General features: G+C 66.1%; 16 protein-coding genes. 7 read left to right on the top strand and 9 right to left on the bottom strand.

All coding sequences use genetic code 11. From position 1 onward, the window contains the following. Positions 1-41: 41 nt before the first annotated feature. Together uvrC and ACJ7Z0_RS24840 are read right to left on the bottom strand one after the other, a co-directional pair. The gene (gene uvrC, locus ACJ7Z0_RS24845) at positions 42-2,003 is read right to left on the bottom strand and encodes an excinuclease ABC subunit UvrC (protein ID WP_434791966.1); all 1,962 of its coding nucleotides are present in this window, start codon (positions 2,001-2,003) and stop codon (positions 42-44) included. A gap of 73 nt (positions 2,004-2,076) precedes the next feature. Continuing rightward, positions 2,077-3,531 carry a M20/M25/M40 family metallo-hydrolase gene (locus ACJ7Z0_RS24840; protein ID WP_434791965.1) on the bottom strand — a complete coding sequence of 485 codons (1,455 nt, stop codon included), beginning with the start codon at positions 3,529-3,531 and terminating at the stop codon, positions 2,077-2,079. Between the two features lie 88 nt (positions 3,532-3,619). On the opposite strand from ACJ7Z0_RS24840, the gene earP reads away from it, so the two are divergent. The 4 genes from earP to ACJ7Z0_RS24820 all read left to right on the top strand — a co-directional run bounded on the left by earP (position 3,620) and on the right by ACJ7Z0_RS24820 (position 7,239). Next, the gene (gene earP / locus ACJ7Z0_RS24835) at positions 3,620-4,720 is read left to right on the top strand and encodes an elongation factor P maturation arginine rhamnosyltransferase EarP (protein ID WP_434791964.1); all 1,101 of its coding nucleotides are present in this window, start codon (positions 3,620-3,622) and stop codon (positions 4,718-4,720) included. Positions 4,721-4,897: 177 nt separating this feature from the next. Then, positions 4,898-5,452 carry an elongation factor P gene (efp, locus tag ACJ7Z0_RS24830; RefSeq protein ID WP_093011949.1) on the top strand — a complete coding sequence of 185 codons (555 nt, stop codon included), beginning with the start codon at positions 4,898-4,900 and terminating at the stop codon, positions 5,450-5,452. Between the two features lie 82 nt (positions 5,453-5,534). Then, a complete protein-coding gene (locus ACJ7Z0_RS24825; RefSeq protein ID WP_434791963.1) occupies positions 5,535-6,314 on the top strand; it encodes a crotonase/enoyl-CoA hydratase family protein in 780 nt (259 codons plus the stop codon). Positions 6,315-6,375: 61 nt separating this feature from the next. Then, positions 6,376-7,239 (top strand): LOG family protein, encoded by an 864-nt coding sequence (locus ACJ7Z0_RS24820; protein ID WP_434791962.1) that lies wholly within the window; start codon positions 6,376-6,378, stop codon positions 7,237-7,239. On the opposite strand, the gene ACJ7Z0_RS24815 is transcribed toward ACJ7Z0_RS24820, so the two are convergent. Genes ACJ7Z0_RS24815 through pncB form a run of 5 tightly spaced genes read right to left on the bottom strand, consistent with a single transcriptional unit; the run spans position 7,234 to position 13,470 of the window. Further along, positions 7,234-8,403 (bottom strand): MFS transporter, encoded by a 1,170-nt coding sequence (locus ACJ7Z0_RS24815; protein WP_434791961.1) that lies wholly within the window; start codon positions 8,401-8,403, stop codon positions 7,234-7,236. The genes ACJ7Z0_RS24820 and ACJ7Z0_RS24815 overlap by 6 nt on opposite strands. Next, positions 8,400-9,779, bottom strand: a complete 1,380-nt coding sequence (locus ACJ7Z0_RS24810; protein WP_434791960.1) for a DNA recombination protein RmuC — start codon at positions 9,777-9,779, stop codon at positions 8,400-8,402. The genes ACJ7Z0_RS24815 and ACJ7Z0_RS24810 overlap by 4 nt, the downstream gene beginning before the upstream one ends. A 33-nt stretch (positions 9,780-9,812) precedes the next feature. Continuing rightward, positions 9,813-10,799, bottom strand: a complete 987-nt coding sequence (locus tag ACJ7Z0_RS24805; protein WP_434791959.1) for a 2-hydroxyacid dehydrogenase — start codon at positions 10,797-10,799, stop codon at positions 9,813-9,815. 11 nt (positions 10,800-10,810) lie between these two features. Further along, positions 10,811-12,223: a sodium:proton antiporter gene (locus ACJ7Z0_RS24800; protein WP_434791958.1), complete on the bottom strand. Its 1,413-nt coding sequence runs from the start codon at positions 12,221-12,223 to the stop codon at positions 10,811-10,813. A 26-nt stretch (positions 12,224-12,249) separates the two neighbouring features. Then, the gene (gene pncB / locus ACJ7Z0_RS24795; protein WP_434791957.1) at positions 12,250-13,470 is read right to left on the bottom strand and encodes a nicotinate phosphoribosyltransferase; all 1,221 of its coding nucleotides are present in this window, start codon (positions 13,468-13,470) and stop codon (positions 12,250-12,252) included. A gap of 182 nt (positions 13,471-13,652) precedes the next feature. Here pncB and ACJ7Z0_RS24790 point away from each other — a divergent pair, with 182 nt between their 5' ends. Further along, entirely contained in the window at positions 13,653-13,886 is a 234-nt protein-coding gene (locus tag ACJ7Z0_RS24790; protein WP_431122938.1) for a CsbD family protein, read from the top strand. Positions 13,887-13,968: 82 nt separating this feature from the next. Beyond that, positions 13,969-14,376 (top strand): hypothetical protein, encoded by a 408-nt coding sequence (locus ACJ7Z0_RS24785; RefSeq protein WP_431122940.1) that lies wholly within the window; start codon positions 13,969-13,971, stop codon positions 14,374-14,376. Positions 14,377-14,448: 72 nt separating this feature from the next. On the opposite strand, the gene ACJ7Z0_RS24780 is transcribed toward ACJ7Z0_RS24785, so the two are convergent. Beyond that, positions 14,449-14,892: an acyl-CoA thioesterase gene (locus ACJ7Z0_RS24780; protein ID WP_434791956.1), complete on the bottom strand. Its 444-nt coding sequence runs from the start codon at positions 14,890-14,892 to the stop codon at positions 14,449-14,451. Further along, complete coding sequence (locus ACJ7Z0_RS24775) at positions 14,889-15,815, bottom strand: histone deacetylase family protein (protein WP_434791955.1); 927 nt, start codon at positions 15,813-15,815, stop codon at positions 14,889-14,891. Before ACJ7Z0_RS24775 ends, ACJ7Z0_RS24780 begins: the two co-directional genes overlap by 4 nt. Before the next feature lie 182 nt (positions 15,816-15,997). Here ACJ7Z0_RS24775 and ACJ7Z0_RS24770 point away from each other — a divergent pair, with 182 nt between their 5' ends. After that, positions 15,998-16,549, top strand: coding sequence for a phasin family protein (locus tag ACJ7Z0_RS24770; protein ID WP_093012774.1), 552 nt, complete (start codon positions 15,998-16,000; stop codon positions 16,547-16,549). Positions 16,550-16,656 lie beyond the last annotated feature (107 nt).

The raw sequence follows: 16,656 nt of genomic DNA, 5'->3' as shown, positions 1-16,656 counted from the left end.
TCATGCACGCGTGACGGGCCGAAAGCCAGGGGCAATCGGCCTCAATGCAGTGCGCGATAAATTTCCTCGGCCAGGTCGGTGGCAATGCCTTCGACCGATGCGATGTCCTCGACGCTGGCCGCCGCCACGCCGCGGATTCCGCCAAAACGCTGCAGCAGGCGCGCGCGGCGTTTCGGCCCGATGCCCGGAATGTCTTCGAGCTGGCTGCCGCCCACGCGCACCTTCGCGCGCTTGGCGCGCATGCCGGTGATGGCGAAGCGGTGCGCCTCGTCGCGAATCTGCGCCACCAGCATCAGCGCCGCGGAATCCTTGCCCAGGTAGACCTTCTCGCGGCCGTCCGCGAACACCAGTTCCTCGAGCCCGACCTTGCGGCCCTCGCCCTTCTCGACACCCACGATGAGCGACAGCGCCAGGCCCAGTTCGCTGAACACCTCGCGCGCCATCGACACCTGGCCCTTGCCGCCGTCCACCAGCACCAGGTCAGGCATGCGCGCAGCCCTCGTCTTGGGGGGCGCGTCGCTGCCCGCGCCGCCGGCATCGCCCATGGGCGGCGCATCGGTCTCGGCGGCCATGGCCTCGGCCAGCTTGCCGTAGCGGCGGTGCAGCACCTGGCGCATCGCGGCGTAGTCGTCGCCGGGCGTGATGCCCTCGATGTTGTAGCGGCGGTATTCGCGGTTCTGCATCGTGTGGCGCTCGAACACCACGCAGGAAGCCTGGGTGGCCTCGCCCGCGGTGTGCGAGATGTCGAAGCATTCGATGCGGAAGTTGTCGAGGTCGTCGGGCGCGAGCTCCAGCGAATCGGCCAGCGCGCGGGTGCGCGCCTGCTGCGAACCCTCTTCGGCCAGAAGCCGCGCCAATTGCAGGCCGGCGTTGGTCTCGGCCATCTCGAGCCAGTGTCGGCGCTGTTCGCGCGGCTGGAACACGGCCGTCACGCGCGCGCCGGCCTGCTGCGAAATCGCCTCGATCAGCTCGCGATTCACGAGATGGCTCAGCACCAGCGTGGCAGGCACCGGCACGTCGATGTAGTGCTGGGCAATGAAGGCTTCGAGCACCTGCACCTCGATCGAATCGGCCGGCGCCGGCACCACGCCTTCTTCTGCATCGAGTTCGCCATGGTGGATCTGCGCGGCGTCTTCCACGTGCACGGGAAAATAGGCCCGGTCGCCCAGGTGCCGGCCGCCGCGCACCATCGCCAGGTTGACGCAGGCCTTGCCGCCCTGCACCTTGACGGCGAGGATGTCCACGTCCTTGTCCGAAGCGATTTCGATCGACTGCTGGTGCAGCACGCGCGAGATCGCCGACATCTGGTTGCGCAGCTCGGCCGCCTGTTCGAATTCGAGCTTCTCGGCGTGCCCGGTCATGCGCGACTCCAGCTTCGACAGCACCAGCTGGGTGTCCCCCATCAAGAAGGCTTCGGCGCTGGCCACGTCCTGCGCGTAGGCCTCGGGTGTGATGTAGCCCACGCAGGGCCCGGTGCAGCGTTTGATCTGGTACAGCAGGCAGGGCCGCGTGCGGTTGGCATACACCGTGTCTTCACAGGTGCGCAGCTTGAACACCTTCTGCAGCAGCTGGATCGATTCCTTCACCGCCCAGGCGCTGGGGTAAGGCCCGAAGTAGCGGTGCTTCTTGTCGACCGCGCCGCGGTAGTAGGCCAGCCGCGGAAACTCGTGCGAGGCGATCTTCAGGTACGGGTAGCTCTTGTCGTCGCGGAACAGGATGTTGTAGCGCGGCTTGAGCGTCTTGATGAGATTGTTCTCGAGCAGCAGCGCCTCGGCCTCGGAGCGCACCACCGTGGTCTCCATGCGCACGATCTTCGAGATCATGTGGCCGATGCGCGTGCCGCCGTGGCTCTTCTGAAAATAGTTGGCAACCCGCTTCTTGAGGTTGCGCGCCTTGCCCACATAGAGCACCGCGCCGGCCGCGTCGAAATAGCGGTAGACGCCCGGCAGCTGCGGCAGGGCCGCGACTTCGCTGAGCAATTGATCGGAATGCACGTCTGACATGGCGGCTATTGTGGCGCGCGGGCGAGGCGGCGGCCGGCACGGCCACCGTCCCCCATTCCACTAGGACTCGAAGTTATTTCGCGAGTTCGCTCACCAGGCGGTACAGGAACTCGCGGCCGTCGTAGAGCCGCTGGATCTCGATGCGCTCGTCCAGCCCGTGGGCGCGCGCGTCCGCCGGATCGAGAAACATGCCCGTCACGCCATACATCGGGATGCCGGCGTTGCGCAAGAAGCGGCTGTCGGTGGCGCCGGTGCTCATCGCGGGCACCACCGGCACGCCCGGCCACATGGCCTGGGTCACCGACTCCACGGTCTTCACCAGGTCGCCGTTCAGCGGCGAGGCGGGGCTGCGCATGGGCTTGCCGAGGTTGCGCACCACGATCTTGTCGTTGCCGACGGCCTGGGTCAGCAGGCGCTCGACTTCTTCCGGGTCGTCGTGCGGCAGGATGCGGCAGTTGACCGTGGCCTTGGCCGATTGCGGCAGCGCATTCTCTGCATGGCCGGCCTGCACCATCGTCGTCACGCAGGTGGTGCGCAGCTGCGCGTTGTAGGCGGGGTTGGCCGACAGCCGCTCGATCACCGCGGCGTCGGGGTTGCCGGCGCCGATGGCGCGCATGTCGTCGGCCAGCTGGCCCGTGGCAAACGGTGCGCTGCGCGCGAAATAGGTCTTGGTGACGTCCGCCAGCTTGACCGGGAACGCGTAGTTGCCCAGCCGCTCCAGCCCCGCGGACAGCGCATAGATCGGGTTGCTCTTGGTCGGCACCGAGCTGTGGCCGCCCGCGTCGCGCGCCTCGAGCATGTAGGTGGTGTACATCTTCTCGGCCACCTGCATGCGGTGCAGGTTGGGCTTGCCGCCGCGCAGTTCGCCGCCGCCGCCTTCGTTGATGCCGAACTCCGCCTGCAGCAATTCGGGCTTGTTGTTGATGAGCCAGAAGGCGCCGTTGCTGAGCGCGTCGCCGCGCTCCTCGTCGGCCGTCAGGGCCAGGATGATGTCGCGGCTCGGCTTGAAGCCTTCCTGCTTGAGCTGCCCCAGCACCGAGACCAGGGCCGAGGCCATGGCCTTGTCGTCGATGGCGCCGCGAGCCGTGAAGTAGCCGCCGGTTTCCTGCAGCTTGAACGGATCGGACTTCCAGTCTTCGCGCCTGGCCTCGACCACGTCGATGTGGGCCAGCAACAAGAGCGGTTTCTTGCTGCCGTTGCCCTTGAAGCGCAGCACCAGGTTGCCCTTCTTCGGGAACGGCTCGAAGACCTGGATGTCGCCGGGCGCAAAGCCCGATTCGACCAGGCGCTTTTCCATGGCGCGCGCCGCCAGCGTGTTGTCCCCCACCGAATGGCTGGTGTTGATCTCGATCAACTCCTTGTAGATGCCGTGGAAGCGCTGCTGCTGGGGGGTCAGCGACGGCGTCGTCTGCGCCGATGCGGCCAGGCCACACAGGGCCAGGGACAGCGCGAGCACGGTTCTGGCCCGCCCAAAGCCAACAAGGGAACCAAGGGACAACGGCGAATGGCGACGGCTCTTCATACGCATGGTTTCTCGCTCCGGGATGTTGTGGTGCCGGCCAGCATACCAAGCAGCCGCACTGCCCCGACCCGCCGAAGGCGGGCACACTTGCCCCATGCAATGGGACATTTTCTGCAGGGTCATCGACAACCATGGCGACCTGGGCGTGTGCTGGCGGCTGGCCAGCCAGCTGGCGGCCCTCGGCGAGCGCGTGCGCCTGTGGATCGACGACGCCACGGCGCTGCACTGGATGGCGCCCGCGGGCTGCGACGGCGTGAGCGTGATCGACTGGCTCGACCCTGCAGCCATTCGCAAAGCCGTGGTGGCCCCGCCGCCCGACGTGCTGATCGAAGCCTTCGGCTGCGATCCGGCGCCCGAACTGATTGCGCGATTTGCCGAGCCGCCGACCGCCGGCGCGCCCGCCCGGGCCTGGATCAACCTCGAATACCTGTCGGCGGAACCCTATGTCGAGCGGCTGCACGGCCTGCCTTCGCCGATCTTCAAGGGACCGGGTGCGGGGCTGGCGAAACGCTTTTTCTATCCGGGCTTCACGCCCGCCACGGGGGGGCTGCTGCGGGAGCCCGGCCTCTTGGAACGGCAAGCGCATTTCGACCGCGCGCAATGGCTGGCGGCGCACGAAATTCCGTGGCAGGACGGCGAGCGCCTCGTTTCCCTCTTCTGTTACGAGCCCCCCGAGCTAGCCCAATTGCTCGAACAGTTGGCAGCCGGCGCCGAACCTACACGGCTCCTGGTCACGTCCGGCCGCGCGGCGCACGCGGTGGGGGCCTTTTTTGCCAGTCCGAAGCAGCCTGCAGGCCGCTCGCCGCAAGGGTTCGGTGCGCTGTCGATTTCGTACCTTCCCTACCTGACGCAGCCGGACTTCGACCATCTTCTGTGGACCTGCGACCTCAATTTCGTGCGCGGAGAAGATTCGCTGGTGCGCGCCCTCTGGGCCGGCGCCCCGCTGGTCTGGCAGATCTACCCGCAGGACGACGATGCGCACCACGTCAAGCTCGGCGCCTGGCTGGACTGGCTCGGCGCCCCGCCGTCCCTCCGGCAGTTCCACCACGCCTGGAACGGCTTTGGCGACGCCCCCCTGCCCGCTCTCGAAACCGGGGGCCCGTGGCGTGAAACCGTGCGGGCTGCCCGCGAAAAGCTGTGCCTCCAAGAGGACTTGGTCACGCAACTGCGGCATCTGGTCGCCGGAAAAAGCTAAAATAGTGGGCTTTGCGGATTTCGGCCCGGATTTACACAGATCCGAGATGCTGTCCGCCAAACCTGCCGCGGGACATGTACCGCGGGGCCAATAACGCCGGCAAGCCGTTGCACCGCAACATTGCAAACGTCGCCGATGGCCCCGTGCACCGAGCGGCCAACATCCAGAGAACCTGATATGAAAATCGCTCAAGAAATCCGCGCCGGCAACGTCATCATGCACGGCAAGGACCCGATGGTCGTCCTGAAGACCGAATACAGCCGTGGCGGCCGCAATTCCGCCACCGTGCGCATGAAGCTCAAGAGCCTGATCGCCAACTTCAACACCGAAGTGGTCTTCAAGGCCGACGACAAGATCGACCAGATCGTGCTCGACAAGAAGGAGTGCACCTACTCCTACTTCGCAGACCCGATGTACGTCTGCATGGACACCGAGTACAACCAGTACGAAGTCGAAGCCGAGAACATGGGCGACGCCCTCAACTACCTCGAAGACGGCATGGCTGTCGAAGTGGTGTTCTACGACGGCAAGGCCATCTCGGTCGAACTGCCCACCAGCGTCGAACGCGAAATCACCTGGACCGAGCCGGCCGTCAAGGGCGACACGTCGGGCAAGGTCATGAAGCCCGCCAAGATCGCCACCGGTTTCGAAATCGGCGTGCCGCTCTTCGTTGCACAAGGCGACAAGATCGAAATCGACACCCGCACGGGCGAATACCGCAAGCGCGTCTGAGCGCTTCCGGCCGACTGGCCGGCGCATGGCAAAAAGGCTCCGCAAGGAGCCTTTTTTCGTTGATGGGCTTACCCTTCCGTCCATGAACAAAACCGCCAGCGTCCGCACCGAGATCGATGGGCCGGTCAGCACCATCGTCATGAACCGCCCCAGGCAGCGCAACGCGGTCGATCGCCCCATGGCCGATGCGCTGCGCGATGCCTTCGAGCGCTTCGAGGCCGACGAAAGCCAGCGCGTCGCGGTGCTGTGGGGCGAGCACGGCACTTTCTGCGCGGGCGCGGACCTGGGCGCCGTCAGCGACCCGGAGCGGCGCAACGAACTCGATGCGGAAGGCGGCGGCTCGGGGCCGATGGGGCCGACCCGCATGGCGCTTGCGAAGCCGCTGATCGCCGCCATCAGCGGCCACGCCGTGGCCGGCGGGCTGGAACTCGCGCTGCTGGCCGACCTGCGCGTGGCCGAGGAAGACGCCGTGCTGGGCGTGTTCTGCCGGCGCTGGGGCGTGCCGCTGATCGACGGCGGCACGGTGCGGCTGCCGCGCATCGTCGGCATGGGCCGCGCGCTCGACCTCATCCTGACCGGCCGACCGGTGGACGCCCGGGAGGCGAGCGCGATGGGCCTGGTCAACCGCGTGGTGCCCCGCGGCCAATCCCGCCATGCGGCCGAAGCGCTCGCGCGCGAGATCGCGTCGTTCCCCCAGCAGTGCATGCTGGCGGACCGCCATTCCGTCTACGCCCAATGGAACCTGCCGCTGGCCGATGCGCTGCGGCAGGAAGGCCGGCTCGGCGTCCCCATGGTTGCCGCCGAAGGCGCGGCGGGCGCCGAGCGCTTCGTTCGCGGCGCCGGCCGGCACGGCGCTTTTTGAGCCGCCGGGCATGTCGGCCGCAACGCTGCACAATGCAGCGAGTCTTTCTGTCTGATTCCCCATGAACAACACGCACAACCTTCACGACAAACGCCTGGCCGACGCCTGGGCCACCCTCAAGGCGCACTCCGAAAAAGGCCTCCCGCTCGACCTCGATCCTTCGCGCCTCGCCTTTGCCGACCCGGAATTCCTGCTGCGCCGGGAAACCCGCGGCATCCGCATGCAGCTGGAGCTCATGAAGCCCGACCTGGAGCAGCGCGCCCACGGCATCGAGAACACTGTGGTGGTCTTCGGCAGCGCGCGCTTTCGCAGCGAGGAAGATGCAGCCGCGCTGGTCGCACAGGCTGATGCCGCCGGAGACGCCGTGGCGGCCGAGCGCTGGCGGCGCCTGGCGCGCAGCTCGCATTACTACGAGAAAGCGCGCGCCTTCGGCAAGCTGGTTGCGCAGTACAGCAGCGACAAGGAACCCGAGGACAAGCTTTTCGTCTGCACCGGCGGCGGCCCCGGCATCATGCAGGCGGCCAACCGCGGCGCGCACGAAGGCGGCGGAATCTCGGTCGGCCTGGCCATCGCGCTGCCCATGGAGGAAGAAGCCAACCCCTACGTCACGCCGGCGCTGAGCTTCAAGTTCCACTACTTCGCCATCCGCAAGATGCATTTCATGATGCGTGCGAAGGCGCTGGTGGCGTTTCCGGGCGGCTTTGGCACGCTCGACGAGCTGTTCGAGGTGATCACGCTGGTGCAGACCAGGAAGTCCAAGCCGGTGCCGATCGTGCTGTTCGGCTCGGCCTACTGGAAGAAGCTGATCGACTTCGACTTCCTGGTCGAAGAAGGCGTGATCTCGCCGGCCGACGTGAAGCTCTTCGAATACGTCGATGCGGCGGACGACGCCTGGGACGCGATCAAGCGCTTCTACAAGCTATAAGGGCGCCTTCAAACCCCAGGTGGCCCGCGCGCCCAGCGCGATGACACCGCCCACCACCCAGAAAACGCCCGCGATGCCGATCAGCGCACCGATCGATCCGAACAGCATCGGCATCGCCACGCTGGAGGCATTGATGGTCATGAGCCGCAGGCCCAGTGCCTCGCCGTGGCGTGCATGCGGCGTGATCTGGTGCAGCATGCTCATCACCATCGGCTGAACCGCCCCGAGCGCGAATCCCAGCACCACGGAGCACAGGCCCATGGTCCAGGCCGAGTCCAGCAGCGGGTAGACCGCAAACACCGCGGCCGTGACGATGGTGGAGATCAGGATCACGCTGCGCTCCGAGGCGCGCGACGCGATCAGGGGCAGCACCACCCGGATGGCCGCTGCGGCGATGGCGAAAGCGCCAAGAATGGAGCCGATGACCGAGGCGCTGATGCCACGGTCGTGCCCCAGCACCGGCAGCACGAAGGCATGCACGTCCCAGCTCGACGACTGCAGCCAGTTCACGAACAGCAGGCGGCGGAACATCGGCTCGCGCAGCAGGTCCCAGGCCCGGGTAGGCGCAGCGCCTGCGACAGGCAGGGTGGGCGGCGGCTCGTGCGCGCCGCGCGCAAGCAGCCAGCAGATGAAGGGCAAGACCGCCATCACCGCAAAGCAGACCCGGAAGGCCAGCATGTCGGCCGGCGCGCGCCCGGCATGGTCGATCAAGAGGCCGGCGAGGAACGGCCCGACAAAGTTGGCGACGGCGGGCGCAATGGCCAGCCAGCTGAACACGCGCTTGAGCTGCACGGCGTTGGTGGCGGAGCGGCCCACGTGGCGCTGCAGCGCGATCACGGTCGCGCCGGTGGCACCACCGGTGAGCAGCGCCGCAATGCACATGACTGGGAATGTCGGGAAGACGAGCGCGAGACCCGCACCGGCCGAAGCCGCGATGACCGAAAGCCACAGCGGCCGCTTGAAGCCGTAGCGGTCGGTAAAGCGACCTGCCGGCAGGGCCAGGAACACCTGCGTGAGCGCAAAGAGCGCAATCAACACGCCCACGGCCGCCGCGCTGTATCCCTGTTGCAGTGCCAGCAGCGGTGTTGCGAGCCGCATGCCGGCCATGGTGGCGTGCAAGCAGACCTGGGCGCCGATGACGCGCAGCAGTTCGGAGCCTTTCACGGGGTGTCGTCGCCCTCGCTGTCCGCGGTGTCGGCCGTGGAAGGCAACAGCGCCTGCGACTGCGCCTCGGGCAGCGCCTCGACCTTGCGCAGCGCCAGGCGCATCTGCTTGGCGCGCGTGTCGGCCTTGTCGAGCGTGTCGGAGGCCTTGGCCACCTGCTCCTTGATGCGCGAAACCCATTCGCCATAGCGCTCGAACTCGGTCTTGACCGCGCCCAGCACCTTCCAGACCTCGGACGCCTGATGCTCCAGCGCGAGCGTGCGAAAGCCCATGTGCAGGCTGTTGAGCATGGCAAGCAAGGTGGTCGGTCCGGCCAGCGTGACGCGGTGCTGGCGCTGGATGGCGTCCATCAGGCCTGGCCGCCGCAGCACTTCGGCGTAGAGGCTTTCAACGGGCAGGAACAGGATGGCGAAATCCGTGGTGTGCGGCGCGGCCAGGTAGTTCTCGGCAATCGACCTGGCCTCGCTGCGCACGCGCGCTTCGAGCGCCTTGGCCGCAAGCTCGGCCCCGACGGCGTCGGCGCGCTCGTGCGCATCGATCAGGCGTTCATAGTCGTCGCGCGGAAACTTGGCATCGATGGGCAGCCACACCGGGGCACCGTCACCGCCCCGTCCCGGGAAGCGGATGGCAAAGTCGACGCGCTGGCCGCTGCGCGGCTTGGTCTCGACCTGCTTGGCGTACTGGTCGGGCGTGAGCACCTGCTCGAGCAGCGCCTCGAGCTGCACTTCGCCGAACACGCCGCGCGTCTTCACGTTGGTCAGCACGCGCTGCAGGCTGCCGACCCCCACCGCCAGGGTCTGCATTTCGCCCAGGCCCTTGTGCACCTGCTCGAGCCGGTCGGCCACCTGCTTGAAGCTCTCGCCCAAGCGGGCTTCGAGCGTGCTCTGCAGCTTCTCGTCGACGGTCTTGCGCATCTCGTCGAGCTTGGCGGTGTTGCTCTGCTGCAGCTGCGCGAGCTGCGTTTCCATGGTCGTGCGCACTTCGGCCAGGCGGCGCGCGTTCGACTCGCTCAGGCCCTGCAGCTGGGTGTTGAGCGTGTCGGCGAGGGTCTTCTGCAGGGAGGCGAGCTGCAGCGAGAAAGCGTCGAGCTGGGCATTCTGCGTGCGCGTGGCCTCCGCGCCCTGCTGCACCAGCGCCTGCTGGAAAGTGGCGAAGGCCTGCCCGGTTTCCTGCCGCGCGCCACGCGAGCTTTCGCCAATTTCATGGCGCAGTTCGCGCTCGGTGCGTTCGTTGGCGGCGCCCATGGCGGCCAGCACCGACAGCACCTCGCCATGGTCGGGCCGGGGTTGCCGGCGCGCGAGCAGCCAGATCAGCAGGGCAAGCTGGACGACGGCGAGCGCAGCCAGCAAAAGAAGAATCAAGTCGGGAAGTTCCAAGGTCGGATCGCCGCGTCGCTGCTCGCCGGTTCGTTACTTGCCGGCTGGCGGAACGGGCGTGACGGGCGTCAGCGCTCCCTTGCCGCCGAACCAGGCAATGAGGTTGTCGGCTGCGAGCTCGGCCATGGCGCGGCGCGTGGGCACGGTGGCGCTGGCGATGTGCGGCGTGAGCACCACGTTCGGCACGGTCAGCAGGTCGGGGTGGACCTTGGGCTCGCCCTCGAACACGTCGAGTCCCGCCGCCGCAATGCGCTTTTCGCGCAGGGCCACGGCCAGCGCCGCGTCGTCGACGATGCCGCCGCGCGCGATGTTCACGAGCGTGGCGGTCGGCTTCATCAGCGCGATCTCGGCCGCGCCGATGGTGTGATGCGAGGCCGGCGAATACGGCACCACCAGCACCACGTGGTCGGCGGTCTTGAGGAGCTCTTCCTTGCCGACGTAGCTGGCCTTGCTTTCGGCCTCGAGCGCGGCGTCGAGGCGCGAGCGGTTGTGATAGACCACCTTCATGCCGAAGCCGTACGCGCCGCGCTTGGCAATGCCCTGCCCGATACGGCCCATGCCGATGATGCCGAGCGTCGAGCCGTGGATGTCGGAGCCCGCGAACATGTCGAAGCTCCATTTTTGCCACTTGCCCGCGCGCAGGAAATGTTCGCTTTCGGTGATGCGCCGGGCCGTGGCCATCAACAATGCAAAGCCGAAGTCGGCCGTGGTTTCGGTGAGCACGTCGGGCGCGTTGGTGCCGAGCACGCCGTGCGCAGCCATCGCATCGACGTCGAAGTTGTTGTAGCCCACCGCCATGTTGGCGCAGATCTTCAGGTCGGGGCAGGCGTCGAGCACCGCGGCGTCGATGCGCTCGCTGCCGGTGGTGAAGGCGCCCTGCTTGCCCTTGAGCCTGGCGATCAATTGCTCCTTGCTCCAGCTCTCGTCGGACTGGTTCGACTCGACCTCGAAGTGCTGCGAGAGGCGCTCGATGGTTTCGGGAAAGATCGCACGCGCGATCAGGATCTTTGGCTTGCTCATGATGTTTGCACTCAACGGAAGAAGATGAAGGTGGAAAGAACGAACAGCGGAATCAGGACGGCCACGGACCAGCCCATGTAGCCGAAGAAGCTCGGCATGCGCACGCCTCGGCTCTCGGCGATGGCCTTGACCATGAGGTTGGGCGCGTTGCCGATGTAGCTGTTGGCGCCCATGAATACCGAGCCGGCAGAAATGGCGGCCAGCGTGGTGGCGTAGGTGGTCATGAGCGTGGCCGCATCGCCGCCCGCGGTGTTGAAGAACACCAGGTAGGTGGGCGCGTTGTCGAGAAACGAGCTCAGGATGCCTGAAGCCCAGAAATACATGGCCGGATCAGGCTGGCCGTCGGGCTTTGTCACCGCCGCAATCACCGCCGCAAACGGCCCGTTCGCGCCGGCCTTGAGCATGGCGATCACCGGGATGATGGTCAGGAAGATGCCCGCGAACAGCTTGGCCACCTCGGCCATCGGACCCCACTCGAACTGGTTGTCGGCATGCACCTTGGCCGAAGTGGTCTTGAACGAGAGCAGCGTGATGGCGATGAGGCCGACGTCGCGCACCAGCCCCGGCAGGCCGACGTGCGTGCCGAACACGTCGAAGCCCACGGGCGTTTTCCAGATGCCGGAGAGAAGCACCAGGAAGACCACGCCGCCCAGCAGCCAGAAATTGGCGGCGCCGTCGAAGCCGATGCGGCGGGTGTCCGGCGTCGGGTCGACCGGCAGCACGCCCTCCTTGCGGTAGTAGTGGCGGTCGATCACGTAGAACAGCGCGAGCAGCAGGCCGACGAGAAACAGCGTTTCAGGCAGGATGTTTTGCGCCGTCCAGAAAAAGTCGACGCCCTTCAGAAAGCCGAGGAACAGCGGCGGATCGCCCAGCGGCGTGAGCGAGCCGCCCGCATTCGACACGATGAAGATGAAGAACACCACCACGTGCGCCTTGCTCAAGCGGTTGTCGTTGGCGCGGATCAGCGGCCGGATCAGCAGCATCGAGGCGCCCGTGGTTCCCATGAGGCTGGCAAGCACCGCTCCGATGGCCAGGATGGCCGTGTTGAGGCCGGGCGCGCCATGCAGGTTGCCGCGAATGTGGATGCCCCCGGCCACCGTGAACAGCGCGGTGAGCAGGATGATGAAGGGGATGTATTCCTCGACCAGCGCATGCACCAGCCGGGATCCGGCCAGGGGCGCCCCATGGATCGCGGCAAAGGGAAGCAGGAACGCCAACGCCCAGGCAGCCGAAATCTTGCCGTAGTGGTGATGCCAGACCGAAGGGGCGAGCAGCGGCATGAGCGCGATCGACAGCAGGATGCCTGCGAACGGAACGCCCCAGAGCGCCGACAGCTGGCTGCCGTCGAGGTCGGCGGCCATGGCCAGCGCGGGAAACAGCATTGGCAGCACCGCGGCTGCCGCCAGGCGAACTGCTTTTTTCATTGGGCCCGTACCGTACCAGACGGGCATCAGGCGGGCGGCTGCTCGATCTCGAACACCTGGCGCAGATACGCCAGGTATTTTTCGTCCTCGCACATGTTCTTGGACGGGGTGTCCGACAGCTTGGCCACCGGCTGGCCGTTGCAGGTGATCATCTTGATGACGATCTGCAGCGGCTCGTAGCCGAGGTCGTTGGTGAGGTTGGTGCCGATGCCGAACGCCAGCTGGCAGCGGCCGCGGAACTGCTGGTAGAGCTCGACGGTGCGCGGCACCGTGAGGCTGTCGCTGAAGATCAGCGTCTTGGTGCGCGGATCGACCCGGTTGGCAATGTAGTGGGCCAGCATGCGCTCGCCCCACTGGAACGGATCGCCGCTGTCATGCCGCGCGCCGTCGAACAGCTTGCAGAAGTAAAGGTCGAAGTCGCGCAGGAAGGCGCTCATGCCATAGACGTCGGACAGCGCAATGCCGAGGTCGCCGCGGTATTCGCGGGCCCAGCTCTCGAAGCCGAAGATCTGGCTGTCGCGCAGCCGCGGGCCGAGCCCCTGGCAGGCCTGCAAATATTCGTGCGCCATGGTGCCGAGCGGAATGAGGCCGAGCTTCATGGCATAGAGCACGTTGCTGGTGCCCGCGAGCTGGGGCAGCCGCGCGCCGGGAGGGGCCTGCACCGGCGGCGAGGTGACGGCGCCGAGCCTTGCGTTCAATGTACGAAGAATCTCTTCGTGCCAGTCCTTGGAGAAGCGGCGGCGGGTGCCGTAGTCGGCGATCTTGAGATCGGCCAGGCCGGCGTCCTGCAGCTGCCCGATCTTGGTTTCCAGGCGCCGCCGGCCTTCTTCGATATCGGGCTTTTTCTGCGTGTTGCGAAAGTAGACCTCGTTCACGATCGCCAGCACCGGGATCTCGAACAGGATGGTGTGCAGCCACGGGCCCTTGATGCGGATCTCGAGTTCGCCCGAGGGCTGGGGCGTGATGCTGATGTACTTCTCGTTGAGCCGGAACAGGCCCAGGAAGTCGACGAAGTCGCTCTTGATGAAGCGCATCGAACGCAGGTAAGTCAGCTCGGCGTCCCGGAACTGGAGCGAACAGAGGCTTCGCACCTCTTCGCGGATCTGTCCCGCGAACTGCGCGAGGTCGATGCCCGGGTTGCGGCACTTGAACCGGTACTCGACCTGGGCTCCCGGGAAGTGATGCAGTACGACCTGCATCATGGTGAACTTGTAGAGGTCTGTGTCGAGCAGGCTGTGAATGATCATGGTGCTGGTACGGCGCGCGTTTGTCCCGGGCTTTTTCGGCGTGCGACCGATTATCACGGGCAGCGTCGGCTTGTGCCTACGGCGCCAACACTGGGCGTCCTACCGTCAGGGTGAATAGGCCCCGCGACAGTGTTTTCACGGCGGCCATGGGCTCGCCGAATCAACCTTTCAAGGAGATTCGCATGAACAAGGACACCATCGAAGGCAACTGGAAACAGCTCAAGGGCAAGGTCAAGGAGCAATGGGGCAAATTGACCGACGATGACTTCGACGTGATCGCGGGCAAGCGCGACCAGCTGCTCGGCCGCATCCAGGAGCGTCACGGCATCAGCCGCGACGAGGCCGAAAAACAGGTCAAGGACTGGGAGAACCGCGACGGCCGCACGCCGGAAACCCTCTGGTACGAAAAGTACTGAGCACGCGGGGCGGCCGAAGGGCGGCCCCTGCCCTCCCAATCCTCCTCATTCAACTCTTCTCAACCTCTAAGAAAGAACTCCAATGAAAAAACATCTGCTCATGCTCGCTCTGGCCTCTACCTGCTTCATGGCCACCCAGGCCGGCGCGATGACCAAGGACGAGTACAAGGTCGCCAAGGAAAAGATCGAAGCCGACTACAAGGCCGACAAGGCCCAGTGCGACGCGATGAAGGACAACGCAAAGGACGTCTGCCAGAAGGAAGCCAAGGGCAAGGAAGACGTGGCGAAGGCCGAACTCGAACAGCAGTACAAGCCGAGCGACGCGCATGCGCGCAAGGTGGCTGAAGAGAAGGCGAAGGCCACCTATGAGGTTGCCAAGGAAAAGTGCGACGACCAGGCCGGCGATGCCAAGGCCGCCTGCGTGAAGCAGGCCAAGGCCGACGAAGCCCAGGCCAAGGCCGATATCAAGGCCAAGAAGAAGACCATGTAAGCCGCCGCGGCCCGAGAGCGGGCCGCGTGACTCAAGAAACGGCGCCCTCCCCGGGCGCCGTTTGCTTTGGGATCAGGCTTTCAGCGCGTCGACCACGCGTTGCAGCGCCTCGGGCAATGGCACCGGCCGCTGCGTGGCCCTGTCCACGTACACGTGCACGAAGTGGCCTTGTGCGGCCGCGGTTTCCGCGCCCTCCGCAAAGAGCGCGATCTCGTAGCGCACGCTCGAGCGCCCGGCCTGGGCCACCCGGATGCCCGCTTCCACTGTCTCTGGAAAGGCGATCGGGGCGAAATAGTTGCACTGCGTCTCGACCACGAAGCCGATCGTCTGCCCCTGGTGGATGTCGAGCGCGCCGCGCTCGATCAGCAGCGCGTTCACGGCCGTATCGAACCAGCTGTAGTAGACGACGTTGTTGACGTGGCCGTACATGTCGTTGTCGGCCCAGCGCGTGGGGATGCTGCGAAACGCGCGGTAGCCGGCTCGGGTGTGCGGCGTGGGTTTGTTGGCGGAGCTCATCGCGCGGCATTTTGCCAGCGGCGCCAGTAGTCGAAGGCCACCCTGAAGGTGCCGACTTGCACCTGCACCGTCTCCGCAATGTCGCTGGCGTAGCCTCCGGCCATGGCGAAGGCCAGCGGAATGCGGCGCTGCCAGGCCCAGTCGAACACCCGCCGGTCGCGCGCCTCCAGGCCGTCGAAGCTCAGCTTGAGCCGGCCGAGCCGGTCGCGCTCGAAGGGGTCGGCGCCTGCCAGGTAGATCACCAGCCCGGGCGAGAAGCGCCGATCGAGTTCGTCGAGCGCGTGTTCGAGCGCGGTGAGGTACTCGGCATCGCCGCAGCCGTCGGGCAGCTCGACGTCGAGGTCGCTCGCCTCCTTGCGGAAAGGAAAGTTCTTCTGCCCATGCAACGAGAGCGTGAAAACGCTGGGGTCGTTGCGGAAGATGCTGGCCGTGCCGTTGCCTTGGTGCACATCGAGGTCGACCACGGCCACCCGCAGTTGCCGCCCGCTGCGGCCATGCTCCGCCTGCATCAGCCGCGCGGCCACCGCAGCGTCGTTGAAGACACAGAATCCCCCGCCCTTGTCGGCATGGGCATGGTGGGTGCCGCCCGCCATGTTGGCCGCCACCCCGCCGGCAAACGCGGCGCGGCAGGCGGCAATGGTCGCGCCAGTGGAACGGCGCGATCGCTCGACCATCGCCTCGCTCCAGGGAAAGCCGATCTCCCGCATGGCGTGTGTGGTCACGCTGCCGTCGCTGATGGCGGCGATCCACTGCGGGGTGTGCGCCAGCGCCAGCTCGCCATCAGTGGCGCGGGGCGCCTGGTCCATCTCCACCAACGGCAGGTGCTCCAGCAGGCGGTCGCGCAGCAGCGCGTAGCGGGACATGGGAAAGCGGTGGCCCGGGGGCAAGGGCAACACGAACTGGCCGGAATAGAAGGCGCGCATGCCTGCATTCTGGAGCCCGGGGCGAATTTAGAAAGTGTGTTCTAAATTGCTGCAAAGCAGCAAAACCCCCTTGATCGCAAAGCTGTGCTGCCTATACTTGAGGCCATGCTGCACCGCAACATAGACGACGAGGGGCAGCGCAATCGTGAACCGACCACCCATCCCTTTCTGGAGATTCTCAAATGGCCCTGACCGCTGACCAAATCCTCGCCGCCCAAAAAGCAAACCTCGAAACCCTGTTCGGCCTGACCACCAAGGCTTTCGAAGGCGTGGAGAAGCTCGTCGAGCTGAACGTCACCGCTTCCAAGGCTGCCCTGGTCGAAGCCGCCGGTACCGCCCAAGCCGCCCTGAACGTCAAGGACGCACAAGAACTGCTGACGCTGCAAGCCAGCCTGTTCCAGCCCCTGGCCGAAAAGACCGCCGCCTACAGCCGTCACCTGTATGACATCGCCCAAGGCACCGGCGCCGAATTCACCAAGGCTTTCGAAACCAAGGCTGCTGAAGCCCAGCAAACCTTCGTCGGCCTGGTCGACAGCGCTTCCAAGAATGCACCCGCCGGCTCGGAAACCGCCGTTGCCGTGCTGAAGAGCGCCGTGGCTGCCGCCAACAACGCTTTCGAATCGGTCCAGAAGGCTGTCAAGCAGGCTTCCGACGTCGCCGAAGCCAACTTCAACGCCGTGTCGACGCAAGCCGTTGCCGCCGCCAAGACCGCAACCGCTTCGCGCAAGCGCTAAGCCGCCGGCTACACCAGTTGTCTCCTTGGGTCCTCACGGATCCAATTCAGGGCCTCATCTTCGGATGAGGCCTTTTTTTTCGAGCACTTTTGCTCACCCCCAGGCTG

It is taken from the genome of Variovorax palleresanus (assembly GCF_051144945.1).
Classification (GTDB): Bacteria; Pseudomonadota; Gammaproteobacteria; order Burkholderiales; family Burkholderiaceae_C; genus Variovorax; species Variovorax paradoxus_S.
Note: the sequence above shows the minus strand (reverse complement) of the source record. Positions and strands in the feature narration are given on the sequence as shown.